We start from the raw sequence: 13,376 nt of genomic DNA, 5'->3' as shown, positions 1-13,376 counted from the left end.
GAGGCCAACGCCGCTCGGACTCGGCTAACCGGCCTGCTTGCTCTTGCGCTTGGCCTCGCGCAGGCCGACCCAGAACGTGGCCGCCTCGCGGATCGACTCCTCGACGGGCCTTGGCTGCCAACCGAGTTCGCGTCTGGCCTTGCTACAGTCGACAGGGGCCTCGGCGCGCATCAGCCGCAGCGAGTCGAGCGAGAGTTGTTCGTCGGTGCGCTTCAGCCGGGCCTTGGCACTGCCGAGCGCCGCCATCGCATACGCCACCGGCATCGAGATGGTCTTCGCAGGCGGCGGTACGCCTGCCGCCTCCGCGGCGATGCGGGCGACCTCGGCGTTGGTGATCATCTTCTCCGAGATCAGGTAGCGCTCGCCGACGCGGCCCTTGTCGGCCGCCAGAATCATCGCCCGTGCGGCGTCGTCGATTCCGACTGCCTCCAGCTGGATCCCCTTCATCACGAACGGCAGCTTGCCGAACGCCGCGCCCGCGATGATCGCACCGTGCGGGGTGCGGCCCCAGTCGCCGCTGCCGTACGTCGTGGAGATGCCCACCGCGACGGCGGGCACCCCGTGGTCACGTGCGTACTGCATGACGAGGTTCTCGGCCTGCACCCGCGACCGCACGTACGGCGTGAGACCCCGGTCGACGATCGGGTCGTCCTCGGTGGCCACCCGGCCCCGCTTGCGCCCGACGGTGACGTAGCTGCTGGTGAAGACGAAGCGCTTGAGTCCAGCACCCTTGGCGACCTCAAGCACGTTTCGGGTGCCGTCCACATTGGTGTGGAACAGCGGCGACGGATCGCGCAGCCAGCCACGGGTGTCGACGACGCAGTAGTAGACGACGTCGCAACCGGCCATCGCCTCGCGCAGCACGTCGTCGTCCCAGATGTCGCCGAGGAACCGCGTCACCTTCAGATCGTCGATGCCGATCGTGGTGGCGTTCGGCCGCACCATCACCCGGACGTCCTGCCCGTCGGCGACGAGCTGGCGGGTGACGTGCGAGCCGAGGTATCCGTTCGCGCCGATGACGAGTGCGGTCATGGCGCGACCTGCCGCATCCACGCCTCCGCCTCATCGGGCAGCGTGCCGAGCGCCTTGGCCTTCTTGCACCACTTCATCGCCGCGGAGACGAACCTCAACGGGTTGTAGACGTCCTCCTGGCGGCTCCACAGCCCGTCGCCCGCGTACGTCACGATCGAGATGTTGGTTGCGGTGATGATCGTGCCGTCACCGGGGTCGCGCATGGGGTTGTCCAGTTCGCAGATGATGCGGCCTCGCGCTTCATCCATCACCTTCCACAGCGACGGGAACGACGTCATGTAGTTGCCGGGGAAGCTCTCCATGGTCTGCCAGATCCAGGGCCGCACCTGTTCGCGGCCGCGCATGGTTCCCGCGGCGTGCTCGACGTAGACGACGTCGTCGGTGTACTGGTCGACCCAGGGATCCCAGTCGCGCGTCTCGGCGGCCCGTGCGACCGTTGCCTCGAATCGAGCGAATGCGTCTGCCAGTTCGTCGCGGCTGAAAGTGCTACCCGTCACATTCAGAACTAGAACACGTTCTACCGTCCTTTGTCGAGCGGCCACCGTAACGTCGACCCGCATGAGGATTCCCCTCGCGGTCCTGCTCGCCGTCGCGGCCATGGCCCTCGGCCCGCCCCTCGCACACGCCGACGACACCGCGGGTCTGGTGGACCTCGGCGATGGCCGCAGCCTGTTCCTGAACTGCCAGGGCGAAGGGGCGCCGACGGTGTTCGTCATCCCGGGGAAGGGGAGCTACGCCGACGCCTGGAACGCCGCCGTCCCGCCCGGCGACCCGATCCGCTCGTCGCCGTATGACGTGATCGAGGAAGCGAAGCTGGGCCCCAGTCCGATCTCGGCACAGCCGCTGGTGGCCGAGACGACGCGGATCTGCACCTACGACAGGCCCAACACCAGGCCGGACGGCAGCGACCGCTCGACGCCCATCCCCCAGCCCCACACCGTGCAGTCCGACGTCGACGACGTGGTGAATCTGATTGCGGCGGCACATCTTCCGACGCCGATGGTGTTCGTCGCGCACTCGTACGGCGGGCTGGTCCTCGACCTGCTCGCGCGCACCCAGCCGGAACTGGTCAGCGGGATGGTCTTCACCGAACCCACGTCGGAGTTCCTGCGAACCGTCGGCAGGCCCGATCAGAACAGCACCTTCAACGCCGACGCCCAGGTCGCCGATCCGGGGGACGAGACCATCCTTGCCGACGACGCATTCGACAGGATCGCCGCCGCACCGCCGCTGCCGCGGGTGCCCGCCATCGTGCTGAGTGCAGACAAGTTCCCGGCGCCGGCCGCACTGAAGCCGGACAACTACACCCAGGCCCAGGTCCACCAGGCGAACGACCTGCTGGCCGCCGCGCTCGGCACCACGAACGTCATCGTGCCGGGCACGGGGCACAATCAGATGCTCTACCAACCGCAGGCCATTGCTGACCAAATCGTGACGGTTGTCGACGAGGTGCGCGGACGCCCGTGACGGAGGAACTTCTAAACGGCACCCGCGGTTATAGAAGTGCCAACACTAGGAGGACGAGTGGCGAAGGAATACAACAAGAACCCCGCGGCCGTGCAGGCCCTGTCACCCGAGCAGTACCAGGTCACCCAGGAGAACGGCACGGAGCGTCCGTTCACCGGTGAGTACTGGGACAACCACGAACCGGGCATCTACGTCGACGTGGTCTCCGGCGAGCCGTTGTTCGCCTCGACGGACAAGTTCGAGAGCGGCTCCGGCTGGCCGAGCTTCACGAAACCGATCAGAGGCAACGACGGGGCAACCAACGTCACAGAGAAGCGCGACCGCTCGCTGTTCATGGTGCGCACCGAGGTGCGGTCGACGAACGGCGACAGCCATCTCGGCCACCTGTTCAACGACGGGCCGCGTGAGGCGGGTGGGTTGCGCTACTGCATCAACTCCGCTTCGCTGAGATTCATCCACCTCGACGACCTCGAGACCGAGGGCTACGGCGAGTACAAGACGCTCTTCGGTGGGCAGAGCGAAGCGACCGGGGAATTCAACACTTCAAACCAGGAGGCACAGGCATGACGAACACCGAGACCGCGATCCTGGCCGGCGGCTGCTTCTGGGGCATGCAGGACCTGATCCGCAAGCAGCCCGGTGTGGTGGCGACGCGCGTCGGCTACACCGGCGGCAAGAACGACCACCCCAACTACCGCAACCATCCCGGGCACGCCGAGGCCATCGAGATCGAGTACGACCCCGCGGTGACCGACTACCGCGCGATTCTCGAGTTCTTCTTCCAGATCCACGATCCGACGACCAAGGACCGCCAGGGCAATGACGTCGGGACCAGCTACCGATCGGCGATCTTCTACACCGACGACGAGCAGAAGCGCGTCGCGCTGGACACCATCGCCGACGTCGAGGCATCCGGCCTGTGGCCGGGCAAGGTGGTCACCGAAGTGACTCCTGCAGTGGACTTCTGGGAGGCCGAGCCCGAGCATCAGGACTACCTGGAGAAGTACCCGAACGGGTACACCTGCCACTTCCCGCGGGCGGGCTGGAAGCTGCCCAAGCGCGAGACGGCGGCCAACTAGTCACCTCCTTCGCGAGCAGACAGAAAACGCCCTCATTCGGGCCGATTCAGGGCCTTTTGCGTCTGTTCGCGCCGTCAGGCCAGCGGGGTGACGCGGCGGCGCATCATCATGCGGCCGCCTGCGGCGGGCGTGTAGGCAACGCCACGGGAGTGCACCTTCTCGTCGGGTGCGGTGGTGGTGTCGATTGCGAAGTGCCGCAATGCCGTTCGCAGCACCACGTCCATCTCGACGTTGGCGAACACCGCACCGACGCAGCGCCGGGTACCCCCGCCGTACGGGATGAACGACGACGACGGCCGGCTCCCGACGAAGCGCTGCGGGTCGAAGCGGTCCGGATCGGCGTAGTCGTTCTCGCGTTCGTGAATGTGCGCGATGGGGACCACGATCGAGTAGCCGCGGGGGATCACCCAGTCGCCCAACTGAAATGTCGGTGCGTACACGTGTCGGCCTGCGAAGTCGATGACGGTGCGGACCCGCTGCACCTCGAGGATGACGGCCTGGCGGTACTCGTTTTCCTCGGTCGCTGCCTCGGCCTCGAGCTTGGCCAGCACGTCGGGATGCCTGATGATGCGCTCGAACACCCAGGCCAACGTGGACGCCGTGGTTTCGTGGCCGGCAGCCAGCAGCGTAAGCAACTCGTCGGCGATGTCGCGGCGGGACATCGCCGAGCCGTCCTCGTAGGTGCTTCGCAGCAGCAGCGTGAGGACGTCGTCGCGAGCCTCGAAGTCGGGGTCGGCCTTCACCGTGTCGATCAGTCGGTCGATGACGGCGTCGTACTTGCGCCGATACGCGGCGAGCCTGCCCCATGGGCTGTACCGGCCGTACGTCCGCGACGGCACGGGCAGCACCGCCAGGCGCGAGCCCAGCGTGACCCACGGCGGGATGATCCGGCGCAGTTCGTCGAGCTGCTCGCCGTCGGCGCCGAACACCGCGCGCAGGATGGCGTTGAGCGTGATCCGCATCATCGGTTCGGTGGTCTCGAACTCCTGCCCCTCTGGCCAGGTCGCGGACTCGCGCAGCGTCTCCTCTTCGAAGATCTTCTCGTAGTTCTTGACGCTCTTGCCGTGGAACGGCGGGGTCAGCAGCTTGCGGCGCCGACGATGGTCCGCGCCGTCGAGCGCGAACACCGAGCCGGACCCGAGGATCCGGCTCAGATTGGGCTGGATGTTGCCGACGTCGTCGATGTTGGCGGTGAACAGCTGCTTGGCGAGCAGCGGTTCGGCGACGATCACGGTCTTGCCGAATACCGGAAGGTCGAGCGTGAACACGTCACCATGCTTGCGGGCGATGTAGTCCACGGTCCGTCGCCGCGACACCGAGAACCCGACGGCCTGCACGAGCTTGGGAAGACGCGGCCGGGGCGGAAGATTCACGGCGCGGGTCAAGGCTGCCGTGGAAGCTTCATCGATGGTCGTTTGGCTCACAGGACTCTCCAACCCACTTGGTGGTACTACGGTGTACCATCGGCTCGTATTGTACGGTACCGCTTGGTACCGCACACGCGCAAGGGTTTGGAGGTGACGGCATGTCGTCCGTTGTGATCGAAGCCGCCAAGGCGGATTCCGGTGCGCACGCCTTCCGCCAGCGGCTGCTCGACGGCCTCGCCGAATCGATCGTCGAGCGCGGCTACCGGGACACCACCGTCGCCGACGTCGTCCGCAATGCCAAGACCTCCAAGCGCACCTTCTATGGCGAGTTCGCCAGCAAGGAGGAGTGCTTCGTCGAGCTCCTGCGAACCAACAACGACGCGCTGATCACCGCAATCCAGGCTTCCGTCGATCCAGATGCCCAGTGGGACAAGCAGATCCGCAGCGCCGTCCGCGCCTACGTCGATCACATCTCGCAGCGGCCTGCCATCACGCTGAGCTGGATCCGCGAGGCGCCCGCACTCGAGGCGGTCGCTCAGCCGCTGCACCGCATCGCCATGGAACAGCTCACCGACATGTTGGTGGTACTCACCGACAGCCCAGGATTCCGGCGTGCGGGGCTGTCACCCATATCTCGCCCCCTCGCGCTGATCCTGTTGGGTGGGTTGCGGGAACTGACCGCGCAGGTGGTCGAACGCGGCAGCGACCTTCACGAGATCAGCGAGCCCGCCTACATCGCGGGGATCGCCATCGTCGGAGCCGGCGTCAGCCCAGCATGAGTCGCGCCGACTTCTCCAGTCGGCGGGCGATGTCCTGATAGGACGCGTACCCCATCCCGGCGCGGACCAGGGCGCCCGAGTACAGCATCTCCAGCGAGTCGATGACGTCCGGATCCACGTCGGGTCCGAGCGCGGAACTCAGCCGATCACGGATGTCGCGGCCGATCCGCTGGCGCAACACCTCGACGTCGGGATCGCGGCCGAGCAGGGCGGTGGTGACCGCACCGGCGAACTCCGGTTCGTCGACGACCAACAGTGAGATGTGGCGTAGAACGTCGGTGACGCGCGTGGCGGGATCGCCGGAGTCGTGCGCGGCGGGCGGTGAAGCCACAAGCCTGCGCCAGAACACCTCGGCGACGAGGTGTTCCTTGGAGGAAAAGTACGTGTAGGCCGTGGCTGCGCCGACACCCGCCTCCGTGGCCACCCGACGCACCGTGAGACCCGCGAAGCCCTCGCTGTTCAGCAGCTCGACCGCGGCCTTGCCCAGCCGCTCGACGGTGTCGGCCTGCTTGGCGGTCAGACGGCGCCGAGTCGACTCCAAGGCCGGATCGGACACGTGTCCGGACGCTACTACAACCCGGGCATACCGGCAACGGTAAGTTGGCCCGCATGAGCCCCACCGACACCGACCTGCCGAGCGCTGCAGCGCGCCTGTTCACGCTCGCCGAGGACGTCATCGGATTCATGCCCGCCGACGAGGGTCGCGCACTGTACGACGCGGCGCTGCGCTACCTGGGTGACGGCGTCGGCGTCGAAATCGGTACCTACTGCGGCAAGTCGACGGTGTTGCTCGGCGCCGCCGCGCAGCAGACGGGTGGCCTCGTCTACACCATCGACCACCACCACGGCTCCGAGGAACACCAGCCCGGCTGGGAGTATCACGACACCTCGATGGTCGACCCGGTGACCGGACTGTTCGACACGCTGCCAACCCTGCGTCACACCCTCGACGCAGCGGGACTGGACGACAACGTGATCGCCGTCGTCGGCAAGTCCGCTCTCGTCGCGCGGTCGTGGCGAACCCCGTTGCAGTTCGTGTTCATCGACGGAGGCCACACCGACGAGGCGGCGCAGAAGGACTTCGACGGCTGGGCCAAGTGGGTGGCCGTCGGTGGTGCGCTCGTCATCCACGACGTATTCCCCGACCCCAACGACGGCGGGCAGGCGCCGTACCGCATCTACCGTCGCGCACTGGACACCGGTGCGTTCCGAGAGGTCGCCGCCACCGGTTCGATGCGCCTGCTGGAGCGGACGTCGGGCACGCCGGGCGAGGCGTTGGGCACCTAGCTACGAACGTATTCGCGGATGAATCATTGCTAGGACCGTGTCTCACCGGGTCAGCGAGATGAACAATCTTTGCTCCAGTGGTAAAGCGACGAAGTTCAGCGCACAATGACGCGGTGACGTCGCGCAGGCGGGACGTAGTGGACGCCCCGACCCAGCCCCTGGTACTGCCCGGTGGATTCGCTACGCACGAGGTCCGGTCCGTCGCCGAGGCAGTCGTGACCGCGATGGCCCAGGCGCAGGCCGATTCGCCGCCGCCCCGGTTCGTCGGATCACCGCGATTCCGCATGCTGATGCTGCTGATCGTCGTCGCGGCCATCACCGTTGCCGGCTCGATCGCCATCGCCCTGCAGTTGGACGATCACGACTCCGCAACTGCCCGCGCGCTCGCCACGCACGCGACAAGCGGTGACTGCCTGACCTGGCCGTCGGGAGAACCCGACCGACCTGCTGCCGTCGACTGCCGCGGTGACCATCTGTTCGAGGTGGCCGATGCCGTCGAGATCGACACGTTGACCGACGCATCCGGCGCCGACCCCGCCGCCCACCTCGATCGGGTCTTCCGGGACGTCTGCCCTGCTGCGGTAAACCGTTATCTGGGAAGCCGTTTCGACCCCGAGGGCAAGTTCGGCGTCGGCATGGTCTGGTCGCCGGCCGGACCCCAACCCCAATCGGGTGGACTGTTGCTGTGTGGCCTGCAGCTGAGCCATCCCGGAGCATCGAGCACGTTTCAGGGCAGGGTGCGGGACCTCGACCAATCCGCGATCTGGCCCGCCGGGACGTGCCTCGGAATTCTGGACGGCAAGGCGACCGACGTGCCGGTGGATTGCGCCGCGCCACACTCGATGGAGATCACCGGGGCGGTCAGCCTGGCCGACGTCTTCACCGGACCGCCGCCCGCGATCGCCGCTCAGGACGACGTGGTTCGCGACGGCTGTGCGGCCACGACGGCGGCCTATCTGCCTCCCGACTCCGCGGCTGCGACGTCGTTGACCGTGCGCTACACACCGATCAGCGCGGCCAGCTGGGCGGCGGGAAGCCGTCAGGTCGCGTGCCGGTTGGGTTCGGCTGAACCGGGAGGCCGATGGGCAATCCTGGTGGGCAGCGCGAGAACCGGGCTACTGATCGACGGTCAACCCGCCGCACCGGCACCGGCTCCACCGACCGCGGACGTCGCCACCGCGCCCGCCGCGTCATCTGTGGAGACGCCGCAGGAGCAGGAACCCGCGGACGCCGCGGACGAGCCCGAACCCGAAGCGCCGGTTGAGGAGCCGGGCCCGGTCGAATCCGCTGACGAGTTCGCGCCGGACGGTTAACGGTCGCCGGAGCTGCCCGTCTCACCCTGCGACCCGGTGCCGCCCCTCGAGCCGTCGGCGCCCCTACCGAGCGATCCGACCTGACTGGACGCAAAAAGTACCCACCCGCGTGGCTTGCCGAGTGTGTGGGTTTGGCGCGAAAGCCGGCGAATTCTCGACGACAACCCGCACAGTCGGCGGTTGAGCTACCGTTCGCTGGCCGCGCAGGCGCAGTCGAACTCGCCTTCCAAACCGCGGGGTAGATCGCGACCGCGGAAGATGCCGCTGGCCCGCGTCGTGGACGACAGCGCGTCGGCCGCGAGGATCATGGCCGCACCGGTCCAGGTGGTGCGCTCGACGGGCCAGCGCTTGCCGTCCGCGAACACCAGGCCGGTCCAGTAGGAGCCGTCGGTCTCGCGCAGGTGGTGCATGTTCGCGAACTGTTCGTGTGCGCGGACCGAGTCGCCCATGGCGTCGAGCGCCATCACCAGCTCGCAGGTCTCCGCGCCGGTGACCCATGGCCGGTGGTCGATGCACCGGATGCCAAGACCCGGCACCACGAACTCGTCCCAGCGGGCGTCGATGCGCGCCCTGGCCGCGGCACCGCGCACTGCGCCACCGAGCACCGGGTAGTACCACTCCATCGAGTGAGTGTCCTTGAGCAGGAACGACTCCGGATGCTCGGCGATCGCGTGGCCAAGGCTGCCGACTGCGACCTCCCACTCCGGTTGCGACTCCCCGAGGTAGGTCGCCAGCGCCAGTGCACACCGGATGCTGTGGTAGATGCTGGCGCAACCGGTCAGTAGCGCTTCGGGCAGAATTCCCGAATCACTTCTGGCCCAGGCGATCTCACCACCGTCGAGTTGCATGGTAAGCACGAAGTCGATGGCTTGGCTCACCACCGGCCACATCGCCTCGGCGAATGCGCGGTCCCTGGTGATCAGCACGTGGTGCCAGACGCCGGTGGCGACGTAGGCGCAGAAGTTGCTGTCGCTGTTGGCGTCCTCGATGACGCCGTTGCGCAGTTGGATCGGAAACGACCCGTCTGCGCGCTGGACGTTGCGGCACCAGTGGTACGCCGCTCGTGCGGGCTCCCACAGCCCGGCGACAGTGAGCGCCATCGCGTTCTCGACGTGGTCCCACGGATCGGTGTGGCCACCGTCGAACCAGGGCAGCGCACCGGTGGACTCCTGGGTCGCGGCGATGGACTCCGCGGTCTGCAGGCACTGCGCAGGTGTCAGAACACCTGGGACACCGGGGATCTCGTGAGCCCTCAAATGCCGGCCGCCGGCTTCTGGAAATACAGCGCGACACTCTTGCCGATCAGCGGGTTGAGCGCAGCTTCGGCGTTGCGGGTCAGCCACGGCCGCGCCATCATGTCCCACACCAGCAACTTGTGGTAGGCGCTGACCACCGGATGGTCCGGCTTGTCAACGCCCACTGCGCATTTCAGCCACCAGAACGGCGAGTGCAGCGCATGCGCGTGGTGGCTGTGGTCGAAGCTCATCCCGCACCGCGCGATCTTGTCGTGCAGCTCGTTGGCCTTGTAGATCCGGATGTGGCCGCCCTCGTTGGCGTGGTACTCATCGGACAGCAGCCAGCAGATCTTCTCGGGCAGCCAGCGCGGCACGGTGACGGCAAGCCATCCACCGGGCTTGAGCACCCTCACCAGTTCGTCGATCGCGCGCTCGTCCTCGGGAACGTGTTCGAGGATCTCCGAGGCGATCACGCAATCGAAGGCGCCGTCGACCCACGGCAGGTCGAGTGCGTCGCCCTTGACCGCCTCGGCCTTGGCCGACGCGGGCGCCTCCCCCTGCTCCTGCATTGCCTGCAGGATCGCGTCGACGTCGTTGAGCCCCTCGCCGTCCTGATCGAAGGCCACCACGTCGGCACCGCGACGGAACGCCTCGAACGAGTGCCTGCCCGCGCCACAGCCCACGTCGATCACTGAGGTGCCAGGGCCGACGCCCAGCCGGTCGAAGTCGACGGTCAACATGTCTTGGTCCGCTCCATTGCGCGCTCGTACACCGAAACCGTCTGCGCGGCAACGGATTCCCAACTGAATACTTCGACCGCGCGGCGGCGGCCGGCAGCGCCGAGGCGGCGCAACTCCATCGGCGAGTCGAGCAGTTCGCCCAGCACGGCGGTCAGGTGGTCGACGTCCCCTGGGCGAACCAGTCGGGCGCATTCGCCGTCGGTGCCAACCACTTCGGGCAGCGCGCCTGCGCGGCTGGCCACGATCGGCGTCCCGCTGGCCATCGCCTCGACGGCGGGCAGCGAGAACCCCTCGTACAGCGAGGGGATGCACGCCACTTCGGCCGACGCCAGCAGCCCGGCGAGCTCCTCGTCGCTGATGCCGCTGCAGCTGTGCACGATGTCGGAGATCCCGAGTTCGGCGATCAGCTTCTCGGTCGGTCCGTTGGGCTCGAGCTTCGACACCAGCTGGACGTCGAGGTCGCGCTCCACGCGCAGCCGGGCGACGGCGTGCAGCAAATGACTGACACCCTTCAACGGCACGTCCGCGCTGGCGATCGCGATGATCCGGTTGCGCACCCGGTTCTCGGACGGTTGGAACAGCTCGGTGTCGACGCCAAGCGGAACCACGTGCAACTGGCTGGGCGACACCCCGAAGTCCTCGGCGATGTCGGCCCCCGACGTCGTGGACACGGTCAGCAACTCGGGGATCTGACGCGCCACTCTCTTCTGCATCTCGGCGAAGCCATACCACCTGCGCACCAACGGCTTTCGCCACCACTTGGCCGCGGCGACGTCGAGCACGCGGTCCCTCGTGATGGGGTGATGCACGGTGGCGACCAGGGGCAGCCCCAGGCCCGCCACGGAGAGCAGTGCGGTGCCGAGACTCTGGTTGTCGTGCACGACGTCGAACTCGTCGCGACGTTCGGCGAGAATCCTGGCCACCCTCGTGGAGAAGGTCCGCGGCTCGGGGAAGCCCGCCGTCCACATGGTCAGCAGCTCGAGCAGATCGGTGCGATCGCGGATCTCACTTGGCCGTGGAACGCGAAACGGATCGGGCTCACGGTAGAGGTCGAGGCTGGGCACCTTGGTGAGCCGCACCCTGGGGTCGAGACCGCCAGGGTAGGGCTGACCGGAGAACACCTCGACGTCGTGACCGAGCTCGACGAGACCACGGCTGAGATGGCGGACGTAGACGCCCTGCCCCCCGCAATGGGTCTTGCTCCGGTACGACAAGAGGGCGATCCGCATGGTCAGTTCACCGCGGCCAGAGTCGACGACAGGGCTCTGGACATGTGTCCAGACTATAGTTTGACGGTCTAGCCACCGCAACGCGGGGCGCTCCACCTGGGTACCCCGACGCCGTCGTAGTCGCGCTGCACGGCCCGTGGATTCCGGACCGTGCCCTGCGGGTACCCCAGCCGTCAGGGAGACGAATCGAGGAATCATGACGACACGAGTCAAGGCTGAGTTCGAGATCGCGAGCTGGGACGAGACACCGTTTGACGAGGGCGTCGGCGTCGCGAAACTGACCGAGGCCCTGGTCGCGAAGAAGTACTCCGGTGGCATCGATGCCACCTCGACCACCAAGTGGTTGATGACCTACGCGCCTGACAAGACCGCGACGTTCGTGGGCATCGAGCGGATCAAGGGCACCGTCCACGGCAAGCACGGCAGCCTGGTGCTGCTGCACGACGGCGACTTCAAGGACGGCGCCGCGACCGCGACCCTGCGCATCGTGTCGGGCACCGACGAACTCAAGGGAGTGACCGGCAAGGGCACGTTCCGCGCCGACCCTGCCGGGTCGGTGACGCTCGAGCTGGAGCCGGCCTGACGGCTAGGCCGGCGGGAACCCTCCCGTTGCGACCGGTCCCCATCGGGTGGGGGTAACTCTGATCAGGCGCTTCCCCTGATCGACCATCGCCTGCCTGTACTCGTCCCAGTCGGAGTGCTCCCCTGCGATGGCGCGGAAGTAGTCGACCAGTGGCTCGACGGCGTCCGGCAGCAGCACCACTTCGGCGTCGCCGTCGACCTGGACGTAGGGGCCGTTGAACTCGTCGGACAACACCGTCACGCTGGCGCGGGCATCGCGGCGCAGGTTGGCCGACTTCGCCCGCTGCGGATAGCTGGCGATCACGATTCGGCCCGCGTCGTCCACGCCCCCGGTCACCGGCGAACTCTGCAACGAGCCGTCGGCGCGATGGGTGGTCAGGACCATGTGGTGCCGCGGCCGGACGAAGTCGATCAGTTCGGGAAGGCCAACCGCATTCGCGGTGGCGTACGTGCGAGCCATGTCTCCAACCTAGTGACGGATCAGCGGGCGGCGCGCTTGAGCGTCCACGCAGGGATCCAGTGCGTGACGGACCGGCGTTGCGTGCCGTAGGCCACCTCATAGGTCACCCATCCCCACCAATAGCCCTGTTCGCACAGACCCCAGCAGCTCAGCCGGCCGTCGACGATCGTGTGCATCTGCAGGCCCGCCGGGTTGTACCCACCCGCGCGGTGCGGTTCGCGCGGGAACACCACCGTCAGGTCGACGAACACGGCGATCGGCGGATCGACCCGGCGGAACGCCTTTTGGACGGGCTGACCGTGGTAGCCGATCGACTGTGTGATGTCTCGGGACATCGGTGACAGTTCTGCATCAGGAGATCGGTGACGGTGGGTGTGTCAGGACTTCGGTGACGGTTTCCTCGGTTTTGGGGCGTGGGCCGCGGGGCTGGCCGTTGCCGACGTAGCTGGTGCCGGGTGCGGGTCGGGTGTGCTCGGCGAGGACCTCGCCCTGTAGGTCGGTGATGATGATCGTGTCGCCTTCGCTGACGACGAGGACCTGGTGAAAGGCGCGTTGCGCATCGAGTTTGTAGGTGACTGAGTCCAGCGTGATGGTCCCGGCTGTAGTCATCGTTCTGACCCGTGTGCCGGCGGGCAGATCAGTGGGCGGCTGCGCGCGGGGGAACTGGGATCGGCTCGGGACGGGCACCTCGTAGACCGGCCGGTCAAGTCGGGGTCGGGGTGGATCAGCCTTGGGGGTCGCTTCCCACGCGACCAGTGGCGTGACACGCCCGGGCAGCCCTTGGTGCGGACGCCCGGTGTTGTAGA

General features: G+C 67.3%; 16 protein-coding genes and 1 pseudogene. 7 read left to right on the top strand and 10 right to left on the bottom strand.

What is annotated here, in order from left to right:
- Positions 1–24: 24 nt before the first annotated feature.
- Positions 25–1,032, bottom strand: coding sequence for an NAD-dependent epimerase/dehydratase family protein (locus tag HNP02_RS31980; protein WP_184444686.1), 1,008 nt, complete (start codon positions 1,030–1,032; stop codon positions 25–27).
- Positions 1,029–1,529, bottom strand: a complete 501-nt coding sequence (locus tag HNP02_RS31975) for a nuclear transport factor 2 family protein (protein WP_184444685.1) — start codon at positions 1,527–1,529, stop codon at positions 1,029–1,031. Before HNP02_RS31975 ends, HNP02_RS31980 begins: the two co-directional genes overlap by 4 nt.
- Positions 1,530–1,590: 61 nt before the next feature.
- Between HNP02_RS31975 and HNP02_RS31970 the strand changes: the two genes are divergently transcribed.
- From HNP02_RS31970 to msrA, 3 genes are read left to right on the top strand one after another with little or no spacing between them, the layout of a single operon-like run.
- Positions 1,591–2,499 (top strand): alpha/beta fold hydrolase, encoded by a 909-nt coding sequence (locus HNP02_RS31970; RefSeq protein ID WP_184444684.1) that lies wholly within the window; start codon positions 1,591–1,593, stop codon positions 2,497–2,499.
- Between the two features lie 57 nt (positions 2,500–2,556).
- Positions 2,557–3,066, top strand: coding sequence for a peptide-methionine (R)-S-oxide reductase MsrB (gene msrB, locus HNP02_RS31965; protein ID WP_184444683.1), 510 nt, complete (start codon positions 2,557–2,559; stop codon positions 3,064–3,066).
- The gene (msrA, locus tag HNP02_RS31960) at positions 3,063–3,578 is read left to right on the top strand and encodes a peptide-methionine (S)-S-oxide reductase MsrA (protein WP_184444682.1); all 516 of its coding nucleotides are present in this window, start codon (positions 3,063–3,065) and stop codon (positions 3,576–3,578) included. The genes msrB and msrA overlap by 4 nt, the downstream gene beginning before the upstream one ends.
- Before the next feature lie 74 nt (positions 3,579–3,652).
- Here the strand turns inward: msrA and HNP02_RS31955 are convergent, their stop codons facing one another.
- The gene (locus tag HNP02_RS31955) at positions 3,653–5,014 is read right to left on the bottom strand and encodes a cytochrome P450 (RefSeq protein ID WP_184444681.1); all 1,362 of its coding nucleotides are present in this window, start codon (positions 5,012–5,014) and stop codon (positions 3,653–3,655) included.
- An 89-nt stretch (positions 5,015–5,103) separates the two neighbouring features.
- Here HNP02_RS31955 and HNP02_RS31950 point away from each other — a divergent pair, with 89 nt between their 5' ends.
- Positions 5,104–5,724 (top strand): TetR/AcrR family transcriptional regulator, encoded by a 621-nt coding sequence (locus tag HNP02_RS31950; protein WP_184444680.1) that lies wholly within the window; start codon positions 5,104–5,106, stop codon positions 5,722–5,724.
- Here the strand turns inward: HNP02_RS31950 and HNP02_RS31945 are convergent.
- On the bottom strand, positions 5,711–6,280 hold the full coding sequence (locus tag HNP02_RS31945) for a TetR/AcrR family transcriptional regulator (RefSeq protein WP_184444679.1): 570 nt from the start codon (positions 6,278–6,280) through the stop codon (positions 5,711–5,713). The genes HNP02_RS31950 and HNP02_RS31945 overlap by 14 nt on opposite strands.
- 53 nt (positions 6,281–6,333) lie before the next feature.
- Between HNP02_RS31945 and HNP02_RS31940 the strand changes: the two genes are divergently transcribed.
- Positions 6,334–7,011, top strand: a complete 678-nt coding sequence (locus HNP02_RS31940; RefSeq protein ID WP_184444678.1) for a class I SAM-dependent methyltransferase — start codon at positions 6,334–6,336, stop codon at positions 7,009–7,011.
- 113 nt (positions 7,012–7,124) lie between these two features.
- Positions 7,125–8,324, top strand: coding sequence for a septum formation family protein (locus tag HNP02_RS31935; protein ID WP_184444677.1), 1,200 nt, complete (start codon positions 7,125–7,127; stop codon positions 8,322–8,324).
- Between the two features lie 185 nt (positions 8,325–8,509).
- Here HNP02_RS31935 and HNP02_RS31930 read toward each other — a convergent pair whose 3' ends face one another.
- Genes HNP02_RS31930 through HNP02_RS31920 form a run of 3 tightly spaced genes read right to left on the bottom strand, consistent with a single transcriptional unit; the run spans position 8,510 to position 11,528 of the window.
- Complete coding sequence (locus tag HNP02_RS31930; RefSeq protein WP_184444676.1) at positions 8,510–9,580, bottom strand: prenyltransferase; 1,071 nt, start codon at positions 9,578–9,580, stop codon at positions 8,510–8,512.
- On the bottom strand, positions 9,577–10,299 hold the full coding sequence (locus tag HNP02_RS31925) for a class I SAM-dependent methyltransferase (protein WP_184444675.1): 723 nt from the start codon (positions 10,297–10,299) through the stop codon (positions 9,577–9,579). Before HNP02_RS31925 ends, HNP02_RS31930 begins: the two co-directional genes overlap by 4 nt.
- Entirely contained in the window at positions 10,293–11,528 is a 1,236-nt protein-coding gene (locus HNP02_RS31920) for a glycosyltransferase family 4 protein (RefSeq protein ID WP_184444674.1), read from the bottom strand. Before HNP02_RS31920 ends, HNP02_RS31925 begins: the two co-directional genes overlap by 7 nt.
- 196 nt (positions 11,529–11,724) lie before the next feature.
- Between HNP02_RS31920 and HNP02_RS31915 the strand changes: the two genes are divergently transcribed.
- The gene (locus HNP02_RS31915) at positions 11,725–12,111 is read left to right on the top strand and encodes a DUF3224 domain-containing protein (protein WP_184444673.1); all 387 of its coding nucleotides are present in this window, start codon (positions 11,725–11,727) and stop codon (positions 12,109–12,111) included.
- 3 nt (positions 12,112–12,114) lie between these two features.
- Here HNP02_RS31915 and HNP02_RS31910 read toward each other — a convergent pair whose 3' ends face one another.
- The 3 genes and pseudogenes from HNP02_RS31910 to HNP02_RS42290 form a co-directional block, all read right to left on the bottom strand.
- Positions 12,115–12,570, bottom strand: coding sequence for a PPOX class F420-dependent oxidoreductase (locus HNP02_RS31910; RefSeq protein ID WP_184444672.1), 456 nt, complete (start codon positions 12,568–12,570; stop codon positions 12,115–12,117).
- Between the two features lie 20 nt (positions 12,571–12,590).
- Positions 12,591–12,905: a hypothetical protein gene (locus HNP02_RS31905; protein WP_184444671.1), complete on the bottom strand. Its 315-nt coding sequence runs from the start codon at positions 12,903–12,905 to the stop codon at positions 12,591–12,593.
- A gap of 16 nt (positions 12,906–12,921) precedes the next feature.
- Positions 12,922–13,376: pseudogene (locus tag HNP02_RS42290) on the bottom strand (IS481 family transposase); the annotation flags it as partial.

Origin of the sequence: Mycobacterium sp. AZCC_0083, from assembly GCF_014202335.1 — a bacterium.
Lineage (GTDB): Bacteria > Actinomycetota > Actinomycetes > Mycobacteriales > Mycobacteriaceae > Mycobacterium.
Note: the sequence above shows the minus strand (reverse complement) of the source record. Positions and strands in the feature narration are given on the sequence as shown.

Coding starts and splice junctions, on each gene's coding strand:
- HNP02_RS31980 (WP_184444686.1), bottom strand. CDS start 1,032: ATGACCGCACTCGTCATCGGCGCGAACGGATACCTCGGCTCGCACGTC.
- HNP02_RS31970 (WP_184444684.1), top strand. CDS start 1,591: ATGAGGATTCCCCTCGCGGTCCTGCTCGCCGTCGCGGCCATGGCCCTC.
- msrA (WP_184444682.1), top strand. CDS start 3,063: ATGACGAACACCGAGACCGCGATCCTGGCCGGCGGCTGCTTCTGGGGC.
- HNP02_RS31950 (WP_184444680.1), top strand. CDS start 5,104: ATGTCGTCCGTTGTGATCGAAGCCGCCAAGGCGGATTCCGGTGCGCAC.
- HNP02_RS31940 (WP_184444678.1), top strand. CDS start 6,334: ATGAGCCCCACCGACACCGACCTGCCGAGCGCTGCAGCGCGCCTGTTC.
- HNP02_RS31925 (WP_184444675.1), bottom strand. CDS start 10,299: ATGTTGACCGTCGACTTCGACCGGCTGGGCGTCGGCCCTGGCACCTCA.
- HNP02_RS31920 (WP_184444674.1), bottom strand. CDS start 11,528: ATGCGGATCGCCCTCTTGTCGTACCGGAGCAAGACCCATTGCGGGGGG.
- HNP02_RS31915 (WP_184444673.1), top strand. CDS start 11,725: ATGACGACACGAGTCAAGGCTGAGTTCGAGATCGCGAGCTGGGACGAG.
- HNP02_RS31910 (WP_184444672.1), bottom strand. CDS start 12,570: ATGGCTCGCACGTACGCCACCGCGAATGCGGTTGGCCTTCCCGAACTG.
- HNP02_RS31905 (WP_184444671.1), bottom strand. CDS start 12,905: ATGTCCCGAGACATCACACAGTCGATCGGCTACCACGGTCAGCCCGTC.